At 73.2% G+C, this 21,666-nt stretch carries 21 protein-coding genes and 1 pseudogene; 14 read left to right on the forward strand and 8 right to left on the reverse strand.

All coding sequences use genetic code 11. The annotated features are described in order from the left end of the window. Nucleotides 1-3: 3 nt before the first annotated feature. Nucleotides 4-741, reverse strand: coding sequence for a chitinase (locus ACFYMP_RS30435; protein WP_388863592.1), 738 nt, complete (start codon nucleotides 739-741; stop codon nucleotides 4-6). 325 nt (nucleotides 742-1,066) lie between these two features. Between ACFYMP_RS30435 and ACFYMP_RS30440 the strand changes: the two genes are divergently transcribed. Further along, complete coding sequence (locus tag ACFYMP_RS30440) at nucleotides 1,067-3,706, forward strand: ATP-dependent Clp protease ATP-binding subunit (protein ID WP_388863594.1); 2,640 nt, start codon at nucleotides 1,067-1,069, stop codon at nucleotides 3,704-3,706. A gap of 60 nt (nucleotides 3,707-3,766) precedes the next feature. On the opposite strand, the gene ACFYMP_RS30445 is transcribed toward ACFYMP_RS30440, so the two are convergent. After that, complete coding sequence (locus tag ACFYMP_RS30445) at nucleotides 3,767-4,897, reverse strand: zinc-dependent alcohol dehydrogenase family protein (protein WP_388863596.1); 1,131 nt, start codon at nucleotides 4,895-4,897, stop codon at nucleotides 3,767-3,769. 232 nt (nucleotides 4,898-5,129) lie between these two features. Between ACFYMP_RS30445 and ACFYMP_RS30450 the strand changes: the two genes are divergently transcribed. Further along, complete coding sequence (locus tag ACFYMP_RS30450; RefSeq protein ID WP_388863598.1) at nucleotides 5,130-6,131, forward strand: AraC family transcriptional regulator; 1,002 nt, start codon at nucleotides 5,130-5,132, stop codon at nucleotides 6,129-6,131. A 169-nt stretch (nucleotides 6,132-6,300) separates the two neighbouring features. Here ACFYMP_RS30450 and ACFYMP_RS30455 read toward each other — a convergent pair whose 3' ends face one another. Then, the gene (locus ACFYMP_RS30455) at nucleotides 6,301-6,777 is read right to left on the reverse strand and encodes a VOC family protein (protein ID WP_388863600.1); all 477 of its coding nucleotides are present in this window, start codon (nucleotides 6,775-6,777) and stop codon (nucleotides 6,301-6,303) included. A 196-nt stretch (nucleotides 6,778-6,973) separates the two neighbouring features. Between ACFYMP_RS30455 and ACFYMP_RS30460 the strand changes: the two are divergent. The 4 genes and pseudogenes from ACFYMP_RS30460 (at nucleotide 6,974) to ACFYMP_RS30475 (ending at nucleotide 10,464) form a co-directional block, all read left to right on the forward strand. Then, nucleotides 6,974-7,448: pseudogene (locus ACFYMP_RS30460) on the forward strand (Rrf2 family transcriptional regulator). 79 nt (nucleotides 7,449-7,527) lie between these two features. Then, nucleotides 7,528-8,760: a globin domain-containing protein gene (locus ACFYMP_RS30465; protein ID WP_388863602.1), complete on the forward strand. Its 1,233-nt coding sequence runs from the start codon at nucleotides 7,528-7,530 to the stop codon at nucleotides 8,758-8,760. A gap of 80 nt (nucleotides 8,761-8,840) precedes the next feature. Beyond that, nucleotides 8,841-9,677 carry an endo alpha-1,4 polygalactosaminidase gene (locus ACFYMP_RS30470; RefSeq protein WP_388863650.1) on the forward strand — a complete coding sequence of 279 codons (837 nt, stop codon included), beginning with the start codon at nucleotides 8,841-8,843 and terminating at the stop codon, nucleotides 9,675-9,677. Between the two features lie 121 nt (nucleotides 9,678-9,798). Beyond that, nucleotides 9,799-10,464 carry a lysophospholipid acyltransferase family protein gene (locus tag ACFYMP_RS30475; RefSeq protein ID WP_388863652.1) on the forward strand — a complete coding sequence of 222 codons (666 nt, stop codon included), beginning with the start codon at nucleotides 9,799-9,801 and terminating at the stop codon, nucleotides 10,462-10,464. Here ACFYMP_RS30475 and ACFYMP_RS30480 read toward each other — a convergent pair. Continuing rightward, entirely contained in the window at nucleotides 10,448-11,323 is an 876-nt protein-coding gene (locus ACFYMP_RS30480) for an isocitrate lyase/phosphoenolpyruvate mutase family protein (protein ID WP_388863604.1), read from the reverse strand. The two genes, ACFYMP_RS30475 and ACFYMP_RS30480, sit on opposite strands and share 17 nt — an antisense overlap. Before the next feature lie 149 nt (nucleotides 11,324-11,472). On the opposite strand from ACFYMP_RS30480, the gene ACFYMP_RS30485 reads away from it, so the two are divergent. Then, the gene (locus ACFYMP_RS30485; RefSeq protein ID WP_388863606.1) at nucleotides 11,473-12,006 is read left to right on the forward strand and encodes a GNAT family N-acetyltransferase; all 534 of its coding nucleotides are present in this window, start codon (nucleotides 11,473-11,475) and stop codon (nucleotides 12,004-12,006) included. A 75-nt stretch (nucleotides 12,007-12,081) separates the two neighbouring features. Here ACFYMP_RS30485 and nadE read toward each other — a convergent pair whose 3' ends face one another. Both nadE and ACFYMP_RS30495 read right to left on the reverse strand, forming a co-directional pair. Next, entirely contained in the window at nucleotides 12,082-12,909 is an 828-nt protein-coding gene (gene nadE / locus ACFYMP_RS30490) for an ammonia-dependent NAD(+) synthetase (protein WP_388863608.1), read from the reverse strand. Nucleotides 12,910-13,066: 157 nt separating this feature from the next. After that, the gene (locus ACFYMP_RS30495) at nucleotides 13,067-13,897 is read right to left on the reverse strand and encodes a LysR family substrate-binding domain-containing protein (RefSeq protein ID WP_388863610.1); all 831 of its coding nucleotides are present in this window, start codon (nucleotides 13,895-13,897) and stop codon (nucleotides 13,067-13,069) included. 57 nt (nucleotides 13,898-13,954) lie between these two features. On the opposite strand from ACFYMP_RS30495, the gene ACFYMP_RS30500 reads away from it, so the two are divergent. Continuing rightward, nucleotides 13,955-14,350 (forward strand): DUF5997 family protein, encoded by a 396-nt coding sequence (locus tag ACFYMP_RS30500; RefSeq protein WP_388863612.1) that lies wholly within the window; start codon nucleotides 13,955-13,957, stop codon nucleotides 14,348-14,350. Between the two features lie 118 nt (nucleotides 14,351-14,468). Continuing rightward, the gene (gene msrA, locus ACFYMP_RS30505) at nucleotides 14,469-14,981 is read left to right on the forward strand and encodes a peptide-methionine (S)-S-oxide reductase MsrA (RefSeq protein ID WP_388863614.1); all 513 of its coding nucleotides are present in this window, start codon (nucleotides 14,469-14,471) and stop codon (nucleotides 14,979-14,981) included. A 316-nt stretch (nucleotides 14,982-15,297) separates the two neighbouring features. On the opposite strand, the gene ACFYMP_RS30510 is transcribed toward msrA, so the two are convergent. Together ACFYMP_RS30510 and ACFYMP_RS30515 are read right to left on the reverse strand one after the other, a co-directional pair. Then, entirely contained in the window at nucleotides 15,298-16,119 is an 822-nt protein-coding gene (locus ACFYMP_RS30510; RefSeq protein ID WP_388863654.1) for an NAD(P)H-binding protein, read from the reverse strand. Nucleotides 16,120-16,397: 278 nt separating this feature from the next. Next, on the reverse strand, nucleotides 16,398-16,832 hold the full coding sequence (locus tag ACFYMP_RS30515; RefSeq protein ID WP_388863616.1) for an ATP-binding protein: 435 nt from the start codon (nucleotides 16,830-16,832) through the stop codon (nucleotides 16,398-16,400). A gap of 233 nt (nucleotides 16,833-17,065) precedes the next feature. Here ACFYMP_RS30515 and ACFYMP_RS30520 point away from each other — a divergent pair, with 233 nt between their 5' ends. The 5 genes from ACFYMP_RS30520 to ACFYMP_RS30540 are packed head-to-tail and all read left to right on the forward strand — an operon-like array spanning nucleotide 17,066 to nucleotide 21,660. Then, on the forward strand, nucleotides 17,066-17,920 hold the full coding sequence (locus ACFYMP_RS30520; protein WP_388863618.1) for an STAS domain-containing protein: 855 nt from the start codon (nucleotides 17,066-17,068) through the stop codon (nucleotides 17,918-17,920). After that, a complete protein-coding gene (locus ACFYMP_RS30525) occupies nucleotides 17,917-18,294 on the forward strand; it encodes an STAS domain-containing protein (RefSeq protein WP_388863620.1) in 378 nt (125 codons plus the stop codon). Before ACFYMP_RS30520 ends, ACFYMP_RS30525 begins: the two co-directional genes overlap by 4 nt. Next, nucleotides 18,291-18,713 carry an anti-sigma regulatory factor gene (locus ACFYMP_RS30530; protein WP_388863622.1) on the forward strand — a complete coding sequence of 141 codons (423 nt, stop codon included), beginning with the start codon at nucleotides 18,291-18,293 and terminating at the stop codon, nucleotides 18,711-18,713. The genes ACFYMP_RS30525 and ACFYMP_RS30530 overlap by 4 nt, the downstream gene beginning before the upstream one ends. After that, entirely contained in the window at nucleotides 18,701-19,843 is a 1,143-nt protein-coding gene (locus tag ACFYMP_RS30535) for an ATP-binding protein (RefSeq protein ID WP_388863624.1), read from the forward strand. The genes ACFYMP_RS30530 and ACFYMP_RS30535 overlap by 13 nt, the downstream gene beginning before the upstream one ends. Next, nucleotides 19,840-21,660: a hybrid sensor histidine kinase/response regulator gene (locus ACFYMP_RS30540; RefSeq protein WP_388863626.1), complete on the forward strand. Its 1,821-nt coding sequence runs from the start codon at nucleotides 19,840-19,842 to the stop codon at nucleotides 21,658-21,660. Before ACFYMP_RS30535 ends, ACFYMP_RS30540 begins: the two co-directional genes overlap by 4 nt. Nucleotides 21,661-21,666: the final 6 nt, after the last annotated feature.

Raw genomic sequence — 21,666 nt, forward strand, 5'->3', positions numbered from 1 at the left:
GCCTCAGCAGGTGAGACCGCGCCCCGGGCCGACCTTCAGCACCCGCGCGAACGTGCGATACAACGAGACGCGGTGCTCCATCTGGGCCGGGTTGCCGCCCTCGCACTCGGCGGTCCCGTTGAGGCTGCGGATCGTCTCCCCGAAGCCGGCCCGGCGGACCATCGCCTGGTGGCCGGTGAGCGTGCCCGGACCCGTCTGCGTGTTCCAGTACCAGAGCGCCGTCTTCCAGGCCACGGCCGCGTCCCGCTCGACGAGCCACGGGTCGTTCAGCAGGTCGAGGCCCAGGGCGTCGCCCGCCGCCTTGTAGTTGAAGTTCCAGCTCAGCATGATCGCCCCACGGCCGTAGTAGGCGGACTGTCCCGCCGGGCAGCCGTAGGGCTGGGTCGCGTCGCAGAAGACCGGGTAGGTCGACTCGTTCTGCGCCACGACGTAATGGAGCCCGCCCGTCTCGTGGCTGACGTTGGCGAGGAAGGCGGCGGCCTCCTGGCGGGCCACCCCGGGGCCGCCGTCGTGCGCGAAGCCCGGATAGGACCGCGTGGCCTCGACCAGGCCCCCGTAGGTGAAGAAGGGGTCCCGGTCCGGGAACATGCGGGCGAACTGTCGCTCACTGACGACGAAGCGGCCTCCGGGACGATGGTGTGGGGCCGTCGCCGCCCCGGCCGGCCCGGCGGGGCTCAGGACGAGGGCGCACAGCGTGAGGAACGTGGCAAGGGCGGCGGACGCGCGGGGCAGACCCGGCATGAGATCACTCCTCGGACGGAACGGTGGGGGGAGACGTTCGGAGGCGAGCGTAGGCGTCCCGGTCGATGCATGTGGGGTACATGCCAAAAATTGCGACCGGAGGGACACGGCGGGGCGGCGCCCCGCCCGGCGGGCGGCCGATCGGGTGTTCGCCCGCGACACGCCCCGCCCGGACGCGCCAGCGCCCGCACGGTTCGTGGCCGCGGACCGGGGCCGGGACGAGCGCGGCACAGGTGTGGCCACCGGGGGAGTGGGGAATCCGTGCTGCGTACCTGACCAGCACGAGTGAGACCGGCCCGGTGCGCCGGGCCGACAGGTGGCAGTGATGACGAGTTCGTTCCAGGGACCAGAGGACTACGGCCAGGACCCGCTCGGGGAGTTCCTCGCGCGCTTCTTCGGCGGCGGGACCCCCTCCTCGGGCGGCCCCCGCCCCGGACCGCGTTACTACGACTTCCTGCGCCTGATGAGCGAGCCCACCCGGCAGCTCGTACAGCAGGCCGCCAACTACGCCGCGCAGAACGGCAGCAGCGACCTGGGCACCGAGCACCTGTTGCGCGCCGCCCTCGCCGCCGAGCCCACCCGCAGCCTCGTGGCCAGGTCCGGGGCCGATCCGGAGGCGATCGCCGCCGAGATCGACGAGCACGCCGAACTGGGGCCGGCCCGCAGCTCCATCGCGGTCAGCCCGGCCGCCAAGCGCGCCCTCATGGACTCCCACGAGATCGCCCGCGCCTCCGGGTCCTCCTACATCGGCCCCGAGCACCTGCTCGCCGCGCTCGCCACGAACAAGGACGCCACGGCCGGGCGGATTCTGGACGCGGCGCGGTTCGCCCCGGACGCCGGAGGCCAGGGCCAGGAGAACGGCGGCGGCCAGTGGGCCGGCCAGGAACGGCACCCCGGCCCCGGAAACCACACCGGTGCGCGCGGGAACAGCACGACCCCCCACCTCGACAAGTACGGCCGGGACCTCACGGAGATGGCTCGCGAGGGCCGGATCGACCCGGTCATCGGCCGGGAGAACGAGATCGAGCAGACCGTCGAGGTCCTGGCCCGGCGGGGGAAGAACAACCCGGTCCTGATCGGCGAGGCCGGTGTCGGCAAGACCGCCGTCGTCGAAGGGCTCGCCCAGCGCATGGCGGACGGCGACGTCCCCGACGTCCTCGCCGACCGGCGCGTGGTCCAGCTCAACTTCTCCGCCCTCGTGGCCGGCACCCGCTACCGGGGCGACTTCGAGGAACGGCTCACCGGACTCATCGACGAGATCCGCGCGCACTCCGACGAGGTCATCGTCTTCGTCGACGAACTGCACACCGTCGTCGGCGCGGGTGGCGGCGGGGGCGGCGAGGGCGGCGGGGCCATGGACGCGAGCAACATGCTCAAGCCCGCCCTGGCCCGCGGTGAACTGCATGTCATCGGCGCGACCACGCTGGAGGAGTACCGGCGCTACATCGAGAAGGACGCGGCCCTCGCCCGCCGCTTCCAGCCCATCCTGGTGCCCGAGCCGACGATTCCGGACGCCATCGACATCCTGCGCGGACTGCGCGACCGCTACGAGGCCCACCATCAGGTCCGCTACACCGACGAGGCGCTGGTCGCCGCCGTGGAGATGTCCGACCGCTACCTCGCCGACCGCTTCCTGCCCGACAAGGCCATCGACCTCATCGACCAGGCCGGGGCGCGGGTGCGGATGAGTTCCTCGACGCGCGGCACCGACGTGAGGGCCCTCCAGCGGGAGGCCGAGCAGGTGCGCCGCGACAAGGACCAGGCGGTCGCCGCCGAACAGTACGAGCGCGCCACCGAACTGCGGGACAAACTCACCGACCTGGAGCGGCGCATCGAGGCCAGCGGGGAACGGCACCCCTCGCGCGACACGATCGCCGAGGTCACCGTCGAGTCCATCGCCGACGTCGTCTCCCGCCAGACCGGCATCCCCGTCAGCAGCCTGACCCAGGAGGAGAAGGAGCGTCTGCTCGGCCTGGAGCAACACCTGCACGCGCGGGTCGTCGGCCAGGACGAGGCGGTGACCGCCGTCTCCGACGCGGTCCTGCGTTCACGCGCCGGACTGTCCACCGGGGACCGGCCCATCGGCAGTTTCCTCTTCCTCGGCCCCACCGGCGTCGGCAAGACCGAACTGGCCAGGGCGCTCGCCGAGGCGCTGTTCGGCAGCGAGGACCGCATGATCCGCCTCGACATGAGCGAGTACCAGGAACGGCACACCGTCAGCCGTCTGGTCGGCGCCCCGCCCGGATACGTCGGTCACGAGGAGGCCGGACAGCTCACCGAGGCCGTGCGCCGCAACCCCTACTCGCTGCTGCTGCTCGACGAGATCGAGAAGGCACACCCGGACGTGTTCAACATCCTGCTCCAGGTGCTCGACGACGGCCGGCTCACCGATTCCCAGGGCCGTACCGTCAACTTCACCAACGCCGTCATCGTCATGACGAGCAACCTCGGTTCCGAGGCGATCACCAACAAGGGGCAGCTCGGCTTCGGCAGCGGCGGTGCCGACAGCGACGAGGAGGCGCGCAGGGAACGCGTCCTGCGCCCCCTGCGCGAGCACTTCCGCCCCGAGTTCCTCAACCGCATCGACGAGATCGTCATCTTCCGCCAGCTCGACGACCGCCAACTGCGGCAGATCACCGACATGATGCTCGACGAGACCCGCCGCGGACTGCGCTCCCAGGACGTCGACGTGACCTTCACCCCGGCCGCCGTCGACTGGATCGCCCAGCGCGGCTACGAACCGGAGTACGGCGCGCGCCCCTTGCGCCGCACCATCCAGCGCGAGATCACCAACGAGCTGTCCCGCAAACTGCTGCGCGGTGAACTGCCCTCGCACAGCGCCCTGGTGGTGGACGTCACGGACGACCACCTGAGCTTCGAGACCGCTCAGAACGAGGGCGGTTCCCCGCCCGGGGGCGGTCCGCAAGGCGGTACGGCCGGGGAGGGCGGCGGCCTCGTCAAGTAACGATGCCCCGGTCCGGCCCCCCCGGCGCGTGCGTCGCGCCGGGGGAGCCGGCGGCCTGTTTCAGGACAGGCGCACCACGAGCTTCCCGGTGTGCCGGTTCTCCTCCAGCCGCCGATGCGCGTCGGGCATCGAGGCAAGCCCCTCGAACTCCTCGGCGATCACCGGCCGCAGCGTACCGTCGCGCAGTCCCGAGGCAAGCCACGCGTCGATCCTGCGGCGGCCCGGGGCGCTGCCGGACAGCGCCTGGTTCGCGTAACCCCGCACCGTCAGCGGCCAGTTCATGGGCATGACCGACGAAGTGCCGTCCAGCCACCCGTACACCACGACCGTGCCGTCGACGCGCAACGCCGTCGCCAGCCCGGCCAGGCCGGCGCCGCCCACCGCGTCGAAGAGCAGGTCGGCACCGAGACCGCCGGTCAGCGCCTTGACCGAGGCCACCGTGTCCTCCTCCCCGGTCACCACGATGTGGGCGGCGCCCGCCGTGAACAGCGCCTCGCGCTTGCGCACCGTACGGGTCACCGCGACCGGCACGGCCCCGATCCGCGCGGCCGTCTGGAGCGCGGCGATCCCGACCCCGCTGCTCGCGGCGGTGATCAACACGACGTCCCCCGGCCGCAGTCCACCGGTCTCCAGCAGCCCGCCGTACGCCGTGGAGTAGGCGAGCCAGCTCGCCGCCCCCGCCACGGCGTCCACCCCGGCCGGCCGCCGCACCACGCTGTCCTCGGGGAGTACCACGCGTTCGGCGTACACCCCCTGAGCGCTCATCTCGATGCCGGGGCCGGTGAGCACCGCGTCACCCGCCCGGAAACGCGTCACCTCCTCACCCACCGCCTCCACGACGCCGGCGGCCTCGTAACCGAGCCGGGAACCCGGCAGCGTCGGCAGGTAATAGTAGCCCCCCGAACGGAACAGGGCCTCCGCGCGGTTGACGCCCAGGGCTTCGACCCGTACCAGCACCTCGCCCGCGGCAGGCGTGCGCAAGGGCAGCTGCCGCACCGACAACACCTCCGGGCCACCCAGGGCGTCGAAGACGACGGTGCCGGTGACCACGTCCCGGCCGACCGCCCCCGGCTGCCCCGCCGTCCCCCGCACGGTCTCCGCTTCCTTACCCGGCTCGTTCCTCTCCGCGTCCGCGTCCGTTCCCCGCTTTGCACCACCGGTCGTCAGGCCGGCCACACCGTTCGTTGTCATGCCGACGACGCTAGGGAGCGCCTGGGCCGCGCACCATGTCACACGCTCTCGCGTTCCTGCCCGAACGTCTCGTCCCGAACTCTCGTCGAGGTCCACGACCGCCACCGGGGGCGAGCCGACTACGGCCCACCGCCGCGGCCAAGTCGCACGCGCCACCGGCCGACTCGCCGGCTGCGGGCCCCTCAAACCCGCACCCCTCCCGTCGCTCCGGCCGCCGACCTACGCTGCCCTCATGGACGTACTGAGTGACGCCGTCGCCGCGATGCGCGTCGGCACCCCGCACGCCTCACGCAACCGCCGCGAAGGCCCCTGGGGGATTCAGTTCCCCGCCTCGCCCGGAGCCGGCGTCCACGCCGTCCTGGCGGGAACGGTCTGGCTCCTGCCACCGGGGGAGAAGACCCCGGCGCTGCGCCTGCGCCCGGGAGACCTCGTCTTCCTGGCCCAGGGCGCCGCCTACGCGCTGGCAAGCGACCTGTCGGCGCCACTCGTGCCCTTCGCCGAGGACCGGCCGAGCGACGCGGAAGACCCCGGCACCCCAGCGGAACACCCCGGTTCCCCCAAGGAGGCCGCGGGCACGCTCGTCCTGTGCGGCGCCTACCATCTCGATCGCGGTGCCGCACACCCGCTTCTCGCCGAACTCCCGGACGTCGTCCACCTGTCGACGGACGAGGGCCGGTACCCGCAGGTGCGCGCGGTCCTGGACCTGCTCGACGGCGAACTCGCCGCGCCCCGGGCCGGATCGGCCGGGGCCGTCCACGCACTCCTGGACACGCTGCTGCTGTACGTACTGCGGGCCTGGTGGCTCACCGAACGGACCCGTCAAGGGCCGCCGCCGCCCACCGGCTGGGCGGCGGCCCTCGGGGACGCCGCCCTGACCACGGCTCTGCGCGCGATGCACGAACACCCCGGCAGACCCTGGACGGTGGCGAGCCTGGCGGCGGAGGCGGGTCTCTCCCGCGCGGCCTTCGCGCGCCGCTTCACCTCGGTGCTCGCAGTCCCGCCCCTCGGCTACCTCACGTGGTGGCGCATGGTGCTCGCCGCCCGGCTGCTGAGGGGAAGTGAGGAGAGTCTGCGGGGCATCGCCCAGCGGACGGGATACACCGCGGAGTTCGCGTTCGCCAAGGCGTTCCGGCGCGTACACGGCGTACCCCCGGGCACCTACCGGCGGCGCGCCCCGGGCCGGGCGGAGCGACCCGCGTCCCTGACGGGGTCCACCCGCGGCCCCCTGCCTTGAGACGACCGACCGACCTACCGACCGACCGGCCGACCTACGGCCCGGCCGGCCGGGCCCGGAAGCGGCCCTCCTCGTCGGCGACCAGCAGCGCGCGGAGTACCGGGCGCGGAGAAAGGCCCGGCCCGCCCGAAGTGCGCCGCCCCGCCGCCCGCGCCGCCCGCGCCGCCCGTCAGTCCTCGGCGTCCGCCGCCGCGCGCAGCGCCGCCAGGTCGAGCTTCCCCATCCGCAGCATCGCGGCCATCGCACGGCGCGCGCGTCCGGAGTCCGGGTCCGCCAGCAGTTCGCCCAGGCCGACCGGTGCGACCTGCCAAGACAGCCCGTACTTGTCCTTGAGCCAGCCGCAAGGCCCTTCGGAGCCGCCCTCCGACAACTTCTCCCAGTAGTAGTCCACCTCCTTCTGGTCGGCGCAGTTGACCAACAGGGAGATCGCCTCGTCGAAGGTGAACTGCGGACCGCCGTTGACGGCCGTGTACTCCTGCCCGTCGAGACGGAACTCCACCGTCAGGACGGTCCCGGCCGGGCGGGGCCCCGCCTCGTTGTAGTAGGTCACGTTCTCGATCTGCGAGTTTGGGAAGACCGACACGTAGAACTCGGCGGCCTCCAGACCCTCGGTGTCGAACCACAGATTCGGGGTGATCCTCGGCATGGCGTCCTCCTGTGGGGTGGCGGCCGTGTGCCGCGCGCGTCCTGCACCGGTTACGACCGTCGCACCGCTCGAAACCCCTCGCATCCCGCGCACGTGCTCCGCGAGTCCGCCGCGGCGCCACCCACGAGACGCACCTCACCCACCTTCGTGACTCATTAAGACGAATCCGGGACGCGCATTCCCTAGAGTCCTGGCCGTGAGACTGACGAAGTTCACCGAGCCGTCCCTGCGCGCCGGCACGCGCCTCACCGTGGCCGAGGGGGCACAGGCCCCCACGCCCCGCGCGACGGCCGACTCGCTCGGTGTGCCGTACAGCCGTCCGGCCAAGGTCGTCATCCGGCCGCGGCACCTCGGGGTGGTGGAGGCCAGGCGCGGCCGTGGCGGTGGCCTCCGGCTCACGGCCCCCGGGGGCGGCCGTGGCGGTGGCCTCCGGCTCACGGCCCCCAGGGGCACCGCCTCCGTGGGCCGGCTGATCAGAGGGCTGGAGGGGGGAAGTGGCCGACCGCGACGGTGCCCCGTCCTGCCCGCTGCGGGACACCTGCCGCCTGCCGGGTGCGCTTCGCCGGGCCCGGCGCGCCCTCTACGAGAGCCTCGACCCGCCCACCGTCCACGACCTCGTCGCCTCGCCCACCGGACCGGCCCTGCGCGGTCCCGGGACGAAGCCGTCCTGACGGCCGGGGGACGGCGCCCCTTCGGCGGCCGGGAAGCAGGAAAAGAGAACACGCACCTCATCTACCACTTGGAGCCGTGATGCTGTCCGAGCAGTCCCTGCCCGTCGTGCGCGCCACACTTCCGGCCGTCGGCGCGGCCATCGAGGACATCGCCGCCCTCTTCTACCGCAAGCTGTTCGCGGAGCGCCCCGAACTCCTCCGCGACCTCTTCAACCGGGGCAACCAGGCGGAGGGCACCCAGCAGAAGGCGCTGGCCGGGTCCGTCGCCTCCTTCGCGCGTCTCCTCGTCGAGCAGGAGGAGATCCGCCCGGACACGCTGCTCGCCAGGATCGCCCACAAGCACGCCTCCCTCGGGATCACCCCCGAGCAGTACGAACTCGTGCACCGCCACCTCTTCTCGGCCATCGCCGACACGCTCGGCGAAGCCGTCACCCCCGAGGTGGCGGCCGCCTGGGACGAGGTCTACTGGCTCATGGCCGGCGCCCTCATCGCCCAGGAGACGCGCCTGCGGGAACAGGCCGGCGGCCCGGCCTGGCGCCCCTTGCGGATCGTCGCCCGCACCGAGGAGACTCCCGACGTCGCCTCCCTCACACTGCGCCGGACCGACGGGCACCCGGCCGGTACCTTCCGCCCCGGGCAGTACGTGAGTGTGCGGGTCGAACTCCCCGACGCAGCCCACCAGATACGGCAGTACAGCCTCTCCTCGGCCCCGACGGGAGGCGACTGGCGCATCACCGTGAAACGGATCGTCGGCCACGGCACCGCCCCCGCCGGCGAGGTGTCCACCCACCTGTGGGAGAAGGCCGCCGTGGGGGACGAACTGGACGTCTCCGCGCCCTTCGGCGACCTCGACCTCGCCCAGGGCACCGGCCCCCTGCTGCTCGCCTCCGCCGGAATCGGCATCACCCCCATGCTGTCCGTCCTCGACCACCTCAAGGAGACCTCCTCCGCGCGGCCCGTCCTCGCCCTGCACGCCGACCGCCGCCCCGCCGACCACGCCCACCGCGTCCAGCAGCGCGACCTCGTCGCCGCGCTCCCCGAGGCCCGTCTGCACCTGTGGTACGAGAACCCGGACGCCACGGACGACGAGCAGCCCCGGCCCGGTGACCGACAGCCCGGCACCGCGCCCCGCACGGCCACCGGTCGCATGGACCTCACGGCACTCGACCTGCCCGAGGACCTCACCGCCTACCTGTGCGGCCCCCTGCCCTTCATGCGGACCACCCGCGCCGCACTGCTGGCCCGCGGAATACCCGCCGACCGCGTCCACTACGAGGTCTTCGGCCCCGACCTGGGCCTCGACGCACACTGACACCCACCACGGCACGGGCCGGAGGCGCCACCTGAGCGGAAGGCACCCCCGGCCACCCCGTAGGCTCAGCCACCGTGCCCATGATCCACCGCGTGACCGCCCTCGCCCTCGCGGCCGCCGCGCTGCTCTCCCTCAGCGCCTGCGCGGCGTCGGAGAACACCCGCCCGTCGGCCACGGCCGACCACGGTGCCACGGCGGCGGCGCGGCCCTGGACCCTTCCACCGCGCGGGGCCGGCCTCGACTACCAGATCGGCGGGGCCTACCGCCCGGCCGAGGACGTGCGCGTCGTCGTGCGCGACCGGCAGGCCCGGCCCGTGAAGGGCCTCTACAACGTGTGCTACGTCAACGCCTTCCAGGCCCAGCCGCAGGAGAGCGACGACTGGCCCGCCGACCTCCTGCTGCGCGACGGCCACCGGCGACTCGTCATCGACCGCGACTGGGACGAGCCCCTCCTCGACCTGCGCACCGACGCGCTGCGCCGCCGGGCCGCCGAGCGCGTGGCCCGCTGGATCGAGGGGTGCGCCCGGTCCGGGTACCAGGCGGTGGAGCCCGACAACTACGACAGCTACACCCGCTCGCACTCCCTGCTCAGCGCCTCCGACGCCACCGCCTACCTCGGCCTTCTGACCCGCGTCGCCCACGAGCACGGCCTCGCCGTCGCCCAGAAGAACACCCCCCAACTCGCCTCCCGGCGCACCCGCGTCGGGCTCGACTTCGCCGTCGCCGAGGAGTGCGGGGCCTACGAGGAGTGCGCGGTCTACGACCGGGCCTTCGACGGCAGGGTCCTCGTCGTCGAGTACACCGCCCGCGGCCTGGGCCGCGCGTGCGCCGCGTACGGCGACCGCCTGAGCATCGTCCGCCGCGACCTCGACGTGCGCCCCTCGGGCACCGGGGGGCACGTCCGGCGGACCTGCTGAGCCCGGCCGCTCCCACCGAACCGAGTACCCGTGCTCACGCGTCGCCCACGGCCGGACGCGGACGATGAGCACGACACCCGCGACCGCCGACGCCCCTTTCACCCCGACCGGAAGGCCACCCGTGCTCAGCCACCTCGCCGACACCCTGATCCACCGCTGCGGACGGCTCACCGTCAGCAGCGAGGCACCGCCGAGCGTGCTGCCCGGCAGCATCCTCGCCGCCAACCACAGCTCCCTCGCCGATCCGGCCGTCGTGCTCGCCGCCCTGCACCGCCTGGACGTACGACCGGTCGTGCTGGCCACCGCCGGACTGTGGCGCATCCCGCTGCTCGGCACCGCCCTGCGCCGCGAGGGACACATACCCGTGCACCGGGGCGACCGCCACGCCGCCACCCGCGCCCTCGCGGACGCGGCCGACGCGCTGCGGTCCGGACGCACCGTCCTGATCTACGGAGAAGGCGGACTGCCCCACCACGCGGGGGCCGAGGAGCACGCGCCACGCGCCTTCCGCAGCGGACTGGCCCGGCTCGCCCGTACCACGGAGGCACCCGTCGTCCCCCTCGGCCAGGCCGGGGCCCGCCGCCTGCTCTCGGGAGGCCCGGCGAAGCACCTCGCCGGCGCCCTGACAGCGCCCGTGCGCCGACCCGCCCTGCACGTGCACCTCGGCGCGCCGCTCCGGCTCGAAGGACCGCTGCCCGTGGCCACCGCGGCGGCGCGCGCCGCCGTCACCTCGGCCTGGCACATCGCCGTCGCCCGCGCCGGGGCGGCGGTCACGCTGGCGGCATGACGGCGAGACGGTCCTGCACGGCCGCGTACGGCTCGGCGGCCGGCGGCGCCCAGCCGCCCCGCACCGCCTCGGCGACGTCCACCGCGGCGCGCAGCGCGGCACGGTAGGGCAAGGACCCCGTACTGACCCGTCGCACACCCCACGCGGCGAGTTGGCGCACGTCCACGCCCGCGACGGGCAGCACATTGAGCGGAACGGGCAGCGCGCCGGCCAGTTCCCTGATCACCGAGGGCTCGGCGACACCGGGCACGAAGATCCCGTCCGCCCCCGCGGCGACATACGCGCGCGCCCGGTCCACCGTCGCGCCCACCGTCGCGTCCTGCCCCGTCCAGTACGTGTCCACCCGCGCGTTGAGGAAGATCCCGGGCGCCCGCTCCTTCACGGCCGCCACCTTGGCGGCGTGCGCGGCGGGCGCCACGAGCCGTCCCGCACTGCTGTCCTCGATGTTGACCCCCACGACGTGCGGCCCCGTCTCCGCGAGCGCCGCCACCTGATCCGCGACCTGCGAGGGGTCGTCGAAACCGCCGTCCTCGACGTCCACGCTCAGCGGCACCCCGAACGGGGCGAGCCGCCGGGCCAGCCGGACGCTCGCCGCCAGCGAGTCACGTCCACCGTCGGGCAGACCACGGGAGGCGGCCACCCCCAGACTGGTCGTACCGAGTGCGGGAAACCCCGCCTCGACGAAAGCGAGGGCGGAGGCCACGTCCCACGCGTTGGGCAGCACGAGCGGGAGCTCTCCCTCGTGCAGCGCCCGGAACGAGGACCGGGCGTGGCCGGAGGACACCTCGGCGTCACGCCCAGGTGCCCCGGCACTCGCCCCTTCTTCCCCCGCCCCCGCGCCCGTGTCTCTCTCGCCCACCGTCCACTCCCTCGCCTCACGCCGATCACCGGCCCCTCACCCTACGGTCGCGACCCTTCGGCGCGGGCCGAAGCGTGGACCCCGCCCGCGAGCGGGCCGCCACGTCACCCCGGCGTGGCGAGCCGCGACAGCTTCGGCAGGATGGGGGCATGACCGAGATCCGCACCCCCCGCCTCCTGCTGCGCCGCTGGACCGACGACGACCTCGTCCCCATGGCGGAGATCAACGCCGACCCCGAAGTGATGCGGTGGATCGACGACGGCCGCGTCCGCGACCTGGAGGACACCGCCGAGGACATCGAGACTTGGGAGGAGACGTGGGACGACGAGGGCTTCGGGCCCTTCGCCGTCGAGCTTCTCGCCTCGGGCGAACTCATCGGCCTCGTCGGGCTCTCGGTACCCGAGGACCTCCCCGAGATCCTGCCGGCCGTCGGCCTCGCCTGGCGCCTGGGCCGCCCGTTCTGGGGCCAGGGGTACGCCTCCGAAGCGGCACAGGCCGTACTGGAGTTCGCCCTCACCGACCGCGGCGTCGACCGTGTCGTGAGCGTCGTCAGGATCGGCGACACCGCCTCCGAGAACGTGACGCGCAAACTCGGTATGACCCTCGACCGTGAGACCGTCCACCCGGGATACGGCCACGACCTCCACGTCCACGCCATCGACCTCAGCGAGTACGTGGCGTGACAGGGAGCGGAACGCGGCGGCGGCACCCCGCGAGTGGGGGTGCCGCCGCCGCGTTCCGCCGGTGGGCTCCGGCCCTCAGGGACCGAGCGGAAGCTGCCGCTTGTGCTCCGTCAGGCGGTAGCGGTCCACGATCCTGCGGGCCACGTCCTCGTCCACCGGCCTGCCCTCAAGGAAGTCGTCGATGTTCTCGTACGTGACCCCCAGCGCGTCCTCGTCGGCCCGGCCGGGCGACAGCGTCTCCAGGTCGGCGGTCGGCACCTTCCCGACCAGCTCGGCCGGTGCGCCCAGCCGGGCCGCGACGGCGCGCACCCGGCGCTTGGTCAGCCCGGTCAGCGGCACGACGTCCGCGGCGCCGTCGCCGAACTTCGTGAAGAACCCGGACACCGCCTCGGCCGCGTGATCGGTCCCCACCACCAGCCCGCCGTGCGCGCCGGCCACCGCGTACTGCACGACCATGCGCTCACGCGCCTTGATGTTGCCCAGCACGAAGTCCTGGTGCGCCTCGTCCCGGAAAGCGACGTCCGCGGCGACACAGGCCGCCAGAGCCGCGTCGCTCGCCGGCTTCACGTCCACGGTCAGCACCTTGTCGGCCCGGATGAAGTCCAGCGCCCGCTGGGCGTCGGACTCGTCGGCCTGCACCCCGTACGGGAGCCGCATCGCGAAGAAGGTCGCGTCGTGCCCCTCGGCGCGCGCCCGCTCCACGGCAAGCTGCGACAGCCGGCCCGCCGTCGTGGAGTCCACGCCCCCACTGATGCCGAGAACCAGCGAACGCAGCCCGGTCGACAGGAGCCGCTGTGCCAGGAACTCCGTGCGCCGCTCGATCTCCGCTTCCGCGTCGAAGGAGGCGGACACCTCAAGAGCCTGGGCGATCTCCCGCTGAACAGCGGCGACAGGACGGGACACTGTGTTTCCTCACGCTCGGTTCCGGTACCGGGCCGACTCTACGACGCGCGGCCACCACGCCGCACGACAGGTCTCCCGGCCCTCCTCCGGGCGCGTACCCGCGCGCCGTGCGGGCACGCAGGCCCACCACGCCCCCAGAGCCCGGGGGCCGCCGGGCTCAGGAGCGCCGACGTGGTTTTCCGCGACGCTGACCACTCTTGCCGCCCGCCTTGCCCGAGCCGCCCGCCCCACCCCGACCGGAGCGGCCGCCCGCGCCGCCCTTCGCCGGGCTCGCACGGCGGGCCGAGGTCTTGGCGGTGCCCTTGTCGGTCCGTGCGGCGCCCTTGCCCCGGGCCTCAAAGGCGGCGGCCGAGCGGCCCCGCGAGCTGTTGACGGTACGGCCGCGGACGATCCCGATGAAGTCCTCGACCAGATCGGTGGTCGCCTCCTGCGGCCAGGCCAGGGCGACGCGCGAGGTGGGCGCCTCCGGCACCGGCCGGTAGGTCAGATCCCTGCGGTGGTGGAGCCGGGCGACCGACTGCGGCACCAGCAGCACCCCCACCCCGGCCGCGACCAGCTCGACCGCGTCCGCCGTCGTGGCCGGACGCTCCAGCGCGGGCCGGCCGGGCAGGGCCTCCCAGCCCAGCACGTCGTCCGCGGGATGCAGCACGAGGTCCTCGGCGAGGTCCTCAAGAGCGACCTCCTCGACCGCCGTCACCAGATGGTCCCTGGGCACCACCACCACGGTGGTCTCCGTGTACAGGGGGATGGCGCTGAGATCCTCGCCGTCGACGGGCAGCCGCACGAGACCCGCGTCGGCGAGGCCCCCGCGCAGCACCGAGAACATGTCGGCCACGGCGACCGGGAGGAGTTCCAGAGGGACGTCGGGCGACCGCTCCTCCCAGACCCGCACCCATTTCGAGGGGGTCACCCCCGGCACGAACGCGAGCCGGAAGGAGGGGGACGCCGAAGGCGTGGCGGGGGAGGGGGAGGTATCCGAACCTGTCACGTCACCAGGCTACCGGCCGTGGTCGAAGGGGCGGCGCACACTCGTTACCCTGGCACCATGACGTCGCACCAGACCACCCAGACCATGAAGCCCGCGACCGCGGCGAAGAAACTGGGTGTGTACCTTGAGGCCACCCCCGCCGAGTTCCAGGAGGGTGTCGTCACGCGCGCCGAACTGAACGCGCTGCGGACGAACCCGCCGGAGTGGCTGCGCGAGCTGCGCGCCACCGGGCCGCACCCCCGCCCCGTGGTCGCGGAGAAGCTGGGCGTCTCCATCTCCGGTCTGGCACGGGGCGGCGTCACCGAGGCCCTCACCACCGAGCAGATCGAGGCGCTCGCCGAGGAGAACCCCGAGTGGCTGCGGCGGGAGCGCGACATCCAGGAGGGAGTCCGCAAGGACGCGGAACTCCTCAAGGAGAAGAGGGACCAGCAGGCGCAGCAGCGCGCGTCGTGAGCCGTCCGCCGGGCAGTGCTCCTCCCCCCTGACCACGGGGGAACACGGACGCGGGTCCGCCTTGTTCACACGACGAGCGCTCGTCGCCTTGTCGGCGGCGGCAGCAAGGAGAGGCGAGATGAGCACCGAGACCGAGAAGGCCGTCCTGGCCGGCGGATGCTTCTGGGGCATGCAGGATCTGGTCCGCAAGCTGCCCGGGGTCACGGCGACCCGCGTGGGGTACACGGGTGGTGACACTCCGCACGCCACATACCGCAACCACGGCGACCACGCCGAGGCCATCGAGATCCTGTACGACCCGGTGGTCACCAGCTACCGCGACCTGCTGGAGTTCTTCTTCCAGATCCACGACCCGACCACGAAGGACCGCCAGGGCAACGACCTGGGCCGCAGCTACCGCTCCGCGATCTACTACACGGACGAGGGGCAGCACGCCGTCGCGAAGGACACCATCGCCGACGTCGAGGCCAGTGGCCTGTGGCCGGGCCGGGTGGTGACCGAGGTCGAGCCGGCCGGTGACTTCTGGGAGGCGGAGCCCGAGCACCAGGACTACCTGGAGAAGTACCCCGAGGGCTACACCTGCCACTTCCCCCGCCCGAACTGGAAGCTCCCGCGACGCGAAGCCGCCTGAGAGCACGGCCGGCGGCAGCCACCTGCCGCGACCCTTGGCGGCCCCCTCGGGACGGCAGCGGTGGCCGGTGCCGGACGCTTAGAGCGTCCTGGCGCCGGCCACGGCCCGTTCCGGCCAGCCCCGGGCCCGGCACAGCCTCGGCCCGCGACGATCACCTGCGTCTGGCGGGGCGGGGTCGACAACGAGGCGCCGTCCACAGCGGTTCGCTTCTCACGTGCCGACGGACAGGGGCGACCGCCCCACCGCGCACGCGCGCACTGCCGGGCGGCGCGTCGGCTCGCCCGGCCCGGGACGGCCTCGCGGGCGGCGCCGTACCTCAGGCGCAGGGAGGGAAGAGACCGGCGACCACCTGTTCGAGGCTGGTGGCGGGGCGGCCGAGCACGCCGGACAGATCGCCGGTCCACCGTTCCAGGGCCCCGGCACGTACCTGGCCCTCCAGCCAGCCCTGAGCGCCCGGAGCGGGCTCCCGCTCGCGACGGACCACAGCGGTGCCGGTCACCCGGGTGAGGACCTCCGCGAGCCGGGGGAAGGTCCACGGCTCGCCCGTGAAGTCGTAGGCGCGGCCGATGTGGTGGTTCTCGGTCAGGACCCGGGCGGCCGCTTCGGCGAGGTCGGCGCGCAGGGCGGTGTTGATGCCCCGCCCACCCGTCGCGTCGGAGAGTTCACCGGCGGCGACGGCGGCGCGCAGGCCCGGATGGAGAAATGCCTCACTGTAGAAGGGGTGGCGCAACACGGTGCGGGGCACTCCGCTGGCACGCAACGCCCGCTCGGTCATGTGATGGGCCTCCGCGACCCCCGATGCCTGCGTGTCGGCGCCCAGGAAGCTGGTGTAGACGAGCGCGCCCACCCCGGCGCCGCGGGCGGCCTCGACGGCGGCCTCGTGCTGGGCGACGCGACGCGCGAGGCCGAGTTCCGGGGAGGAGATCAGCAGCAGCCGGTCGGCGTCCGCGAACGCCGCGCGCAGGGTGGCCGGTGCGTCGTAGTCGGCGTGCCGTACCTCGACGCCCCGCGCGGCGAGGTACGCGACTCGGTCCGGGCGGCGCACGGCGGCGACTATCCGGCCGGGGGGACAACGGGCCAGCAAGCGGTCGATGACCAACCGCCCGAAGGCGCCGGAAGCCGCCGAGACGACGATCACAGGCAATTCCCCCTCCACCCCGGCGGCCGCGCACGTCGGACGACGGTCCGTTCCGTACCGTCCGGAACACCCGGGAACACCCTCGAAGAGCCGGCTGCCACTGTCAAAGCGTTTTCCGGGCCGCGCCCGCGCGGCATCGCGGTTCCGCACGGCCTGGTCGGTGCCCGACCTCGCCACCGGGCCGGCGGACGCCGCACCGGCAACAGAGCCCACCGCGGGCGAGCCGGGCCTCCTGCTGCCGCCGGGGCCCGCTACGGCCCCGGCCAGTCGTCTCAGTCTCAGACCAGCGGAGGCAGATTCAGGCGCACTGTGGTGCGCTTGCCGCCCGGCACCAGGCGCGTGCGGTAGGAGTCCGCGACGGCCCGGACGATCTCCAGGCCGTGGCGGCCTACGCGTTCGGGACAGGCATCCTGGGGCTGAGGCAGCGCCGAGGAGGTGTCGGCGAACCGTACGACCACCGCTTCCGCGTCCACCGTCACCTCCAGTCGGCACGGCCCCGGAGCGTACTTGCAGGCATTGGTGATCAGCTCGCTCACCACCAGCTTCACCGTGCCCACGGTCGCCACCGGCAGGGCGGGGCTCGCCGCGGCGAGCGCCTCCGCGGCGAACCAGCGGGCTTGCGCGATGAGTTCGCTGCGGCTCTCGTCCAGGTCGGCGGCCCAGTGGGCCACCTCCTCCACGGGTGGCGCCGCCTTCGTCTCTGCCTGGTCCACCGGCCCCCGCCCGTCCTCGTCCGTCACTGCCGCCTGTTCGATTCCCCCCGATACGGCAGCCTACGCGTGGAGACGTGATTCGGGGGTACCACCCTCTCCCGGGGGGACCGGTGCGCCGGTCCGGAGCCCACCCATGCCGGTTCGCCGGGAAACCCCCACGCACGCGTGGGGGATCACCCATCTGGCGTAGGCTCTGGCTGATCGCATGCACAACTTCCGAAGAATGGGACGTGATGGCAGGAACCGGCAGCAACGAAAGACTGGTGGCCCTTCTTTCGGACCAGAGCGAGGCACTGTCGGCCCAATGGGTGGCGAAGACACTCCCCTCGGTCACCGGACGGGTCAGCACCGCCGAGGTCGAGAGGGAACTCGGCGAGCTGTACGGGGCGATAGTCGACGCCCTGCGCGGCGGCAGCCTCGACCACCGGAGCGAGACGTTCACCGAGGTCCGCGGCCTGCTGCTCGAACTGTCCCGCAACCGGGCCCGGCAGGGATTCACCCCGAGCGAGACCGCCGTCGGTATCTTCGCCCTCAAAGAGGTGCTCCAGCCCGCGCTGTCCGGTTCGGGCGCGGACATCACCGCCTTCCTGGACTTCTCGCACCTGATCGACGGACTGGGCCTGTTCACCGTCGAGGCCCACGCCACGACCCGCGAGGCCATCATCAGCGCCCAGGCGGAACAGCTCCTCGAGCTGTCCACCCCCGTCGTCAAACTCTGGGACGGCGTCATCGCCGTACCCCTGGTCGGCACCCTCGACTCGGCCCGCACCCAGGTCGTCATGGAGAAGCTGCTCCAGGCGCTGCTCGACAACAACTCGCAGCAGGCCATCATCGACATCACCGGGGTCCCCGCCGTGGACACCCAGGTCGCGCAGCACCTGCTCAAGACCGTCGTGGCGGCCCGCATGATGGGCGCGGAGTGCACCATCTCGGGCATCCGCCCGCAGATCGCGCAGACCATCGTGGGCCTGGGAATCGAGTTCGGGGACATCGTCACCAAGGCGACGCTCGCCGACGCCCTGGCTCACGCCCTGCGCCGTATCAAGGCCGTGGGTGAGGACACGGTCGAGCTCGGGGGACTGCTGTGAGCGACCGCGTGCCCATCCTGAAGATCGGCAACGTGCTCCTCGTGTCGATCCAGACGGACCTGGAGGACCAGACGGTCCTCGACCTCCAGGAGGACCTGTCCGAACGGATCGTCGCCACCGGCGCCCGCGGCGTCGTGATCGACATCTCGGCGCTGGAGATCGTCGACTCCTTCGTCGGCAGGATGCTCGCCACGACGGCGTCCGTCTCGCGCGTCCTCGACGCCGAGACGGTCGTCATCGGGATGCGCCCGGCCGTCGCGATGACGCTGGTGGAGCTGGGGCTCTCGCTCGGCGGAGTGCGCACCGCGCTCAACCTGGAACAGGGCCTCGTCATGCTGCGCCGCGCCGCCCGACTCGGTCCGGCCCTCGGATGACGCACCCGGGCCCGGCCGCGACACCGGGACAGGTCGTCGGCATCACCGGCAACAACGACGTCGTCAAGGCGAGGCAACTGGTGCGCACACTGGCCCAGGAGAGCAAGCTGTCCCTGGTCGACCAGACCAAACTGGTGACCGCGGCCAGCGAACTGGCCCGCAACACCCTCGTGCACGCGGGCGGCGGCGAGATGGAGGTCGCCAAGGTCACCGACGGGGCACGGCAAGGGGTACGGCTGGTGTTCCGCGACTCCGGTCCGGGCATCCCCGACCTGGATCTCGCCCTGACGGACGGCTGGACCTCCGGCAACGGCATGGGCCTCGGCCTGAGCGGTTCACGCCGGCTCGTCGACGAGTTCGCGCTCGACACCACCGTCGGAAGCGGCACGACAGTGACGGTGACCAAGTGGGGACGGTAGACGAGGACGCCGTCCTGGAGACCGAGGACGTGGCCTGGCTGCGGGTCGACGTGGCCCTCGCGGCCCAGGCCCGGCGCGCCGCCGCCGATCTGGCGCGGCGCGCCGGCTTCGGCCCGCGGCGTACCTCGGAGGTCGAACTCGCCGTGACCGAGGCCGCCACCAATCTCCAGCGGCACGCGGTGGACGGCGCGCTGCTGATCCGTCTTCTGCGCACGACCGACGAGGCCGCCGTCGAGTTCCTCGCGGTCGACAGCGGCCCCGGCATGACCGACGTGGCGAGCGCCCTCGTGGACGGCATGTCCAGCAGGGGCACCATGGGGGTGGGCCTGGGTACCATCAACCGGCTCGCCGACCACTTCACCATCCACTCACTGCCCGGCCGGGGAACCGTCCTCACCGCCCGGTTCTGGCCCGTCCGCGCCCGGGAGGGCGGACAGCGGCATCCCGAACAGATGGTGGCCGGCGTGACCAGGCCCATCGGCGGCGAGAGCGCGTGCGGCGACTCCTGGACCGCGCACACCGACCACGACCCGGGCCCCCTGCCGCCGCCCCGACCACGAGCGGGACGGCCCTTCGTACCCGGGGCGGCCTCCTCGGCGTTCTCCGCCATGACCGTGTCCTCCGCGGGACCGGCCCTGCTGGTGCTGATGTGCGACGGCCTCGGGCACGGGCCGCTCGCCGCCCGCGCCGGGGACCTGGCCAGGGACACCTTCCGCAGAAGCCGTGGCAGACGTCCCGACGACCTCGTCGACGAGCTGCACACCGCACTGCGCGGAACGCGCGGCGCGGCGCTCGGCGTCGCCAGGGTGGAGATCGCCGACCGCCTCGTGCGCTTCTGCGGCGTCGGCAACATCAGCGTGTTCGTGGTGGGCGACGACCGGAGGCGCGCCCTCAGCTCCGCTCCGGGCATCGTCGGACACCAACTGCCCACACTGCGCACCTTCGAGGAGCCCCTGCCACCCGGGGGCGCCCTCGTCATGCACTCGGACGGACTCACACCCCGGTGGACCATGGAGGATCTCCCCGGGCTGCTCGGGCAGAGCCCGGTGACGATCGCGGCCCAGATCCTCAACCAGGCCGCGGTGCGCAGGGACGACGCGGGCATCGTCGTCGTCAAGGTGCCCGGATGAACGGGCAGCCGCGCCCCGCGGCGGACCACGAGGTACTCCTGCGCCTGCGGATCTTCTCCGAGCAGGAGGTCTTCGCGCTGCGCAGACACGGCCGGACGGCCTGCCGGCTGCTCGGCCTCGAAGGACTCGATCAGGTCCGGCTCGTCACCTCCCTGAGCGAGCTGGGCCGGGCGCTGCTGCCGGCACCGCTGCTGCGCGTGTCGCTCGCCGTCCGGCTGCGGCCCGCCCCTTTGCTGGTCGCCGAGTTCACCTGGGACGGCGGGGAAACACCGCCGACGGGGGCGCTGGAGGCCGTCGGCCGGCTCGTCGCCCACCTCGACGTGCGTGAAGCCGACGGGGTGGTGACGGTGGGCCAGCCGTTGCCGGACCGTGGAGGGGACTGGGACGCGATGCTGGAAGGCACCCGCCGAGCGCTCGACGCCGAGGGCGGAGCCAGCGCCCAGGAGGACTCGAACGCCCAGACACGAGACCTCATCGCCGCGCTGGAGGAGGCCCGCAGCCAACAGGAGGAACTGCGGCGCCTCAACGAGGAACTGGAGAACACCAACCAGGGCGTCATGGCCCTGTACACCGAGCTGTCCGCCGAACTGGAGCGCACCAACCAGGGCGTGGTCGCCCTGTACTCCGAACTGGAGGACAAGAGCCGCCAGCTGCGCGAGGCGAGCGAGGCCAAGACGCGGTTCTGGGCCAACGTCAGCCACGAACTGCGCTCACCCGTCAACGCCGTGATCGGCCTGGCCCGGCTCCTGCTCACCCCCGCCGACGCGGCGGCCCCCGAACAGGAACTGACCGAGGAACAACGGCGCCAGGTCTCCCTCATCGCCGGCTCCGGCGCGACACTGCTGGCCCTCGTGGAGGAACTCCTCGACGTGGCCAAGGCCGAGTCCGGCCGCCTGGAACCGCAGTGGAGCCCGGTGGACCTGAGGGCGCTGCTGCTGCAGCTGCGCGGCACCGTCCAGGGCACGGTCGACCGGCCGCAGGTCACGCTGATCGTGCCGGGCGGCCCGGAGACGGCCGTACCCGGTCTGGTCACCGACGAGGTGATGCTCACCCGCGTCCTGCGCAACCTGCTGTCCAACAGCGTCAAGTTCACCGAGACCGGCGAGGTGCGGCTCTCCGTCGACACCCGCGAGACCACCGAGGGAACGCGGCTGCTCCTCACCGTGTCCGACACCGGGGTGGGCATCCCGCCCGAGGAACAGGAAAAGATCTTCGAGGAGTTCTATCAGGTGCGCGGCGTCCACCAACGCGGCCGGCCCGGCACCGGCCTGGGCCTGCCGTACGCCCGGCGCCTCAGTGAACTCCTCGGCGGCACCCTGCGGCTGGAGAGCACACCGGGCCGGGGCACCACCGCGCGCGTCGACATCCCGCTCGCCCCCGCCGGACGCCCCGCGCCCGCCCGCGAGGAGGAGCCCGACCCGCCCCGGCTCGCCCGGCTGGTCGCGGTCGACGACGACCCCGCCTTCCTCGCCGCGCTGCGCCCGACGGTCCGCCGGCTCGCGGACGAGGTCGTCGAGGTCACGGAGCCGGGCGAGGCCCTCGACACGATCCGCGCGCGACGCCCCTCGGCCGTCGTCCTCGACCTGCAGATGCCCGGACCGGACGGCTACGAGATCCTCGCCGCGCTCGCCGCCGATCCCGAACTGTCGCAGACGCCGGTGATCGTCGTCACGGCCGCCGCACGCGACAGTCTCGACCACGCGCGACTCGCGCCCGCCCGAGCCGTCCTCGACAAGGCGTCGGTGTCCCTGCCGACGCTGTCCGCACTGATTCACGGGCGGCGCTCCGCCCACGAGGGGGTGGCCGAGAGGCCATGAGAGGGG

The sequence above is a fragment of the Streptomyces sp. NPDC007088 genome (assembly GCF_042869355.1).
Lineage (GTDB): Bacteria > Actinomycetota > Actinomycetes > Streptomycetales > Streptomycetaceae > Streptomyces.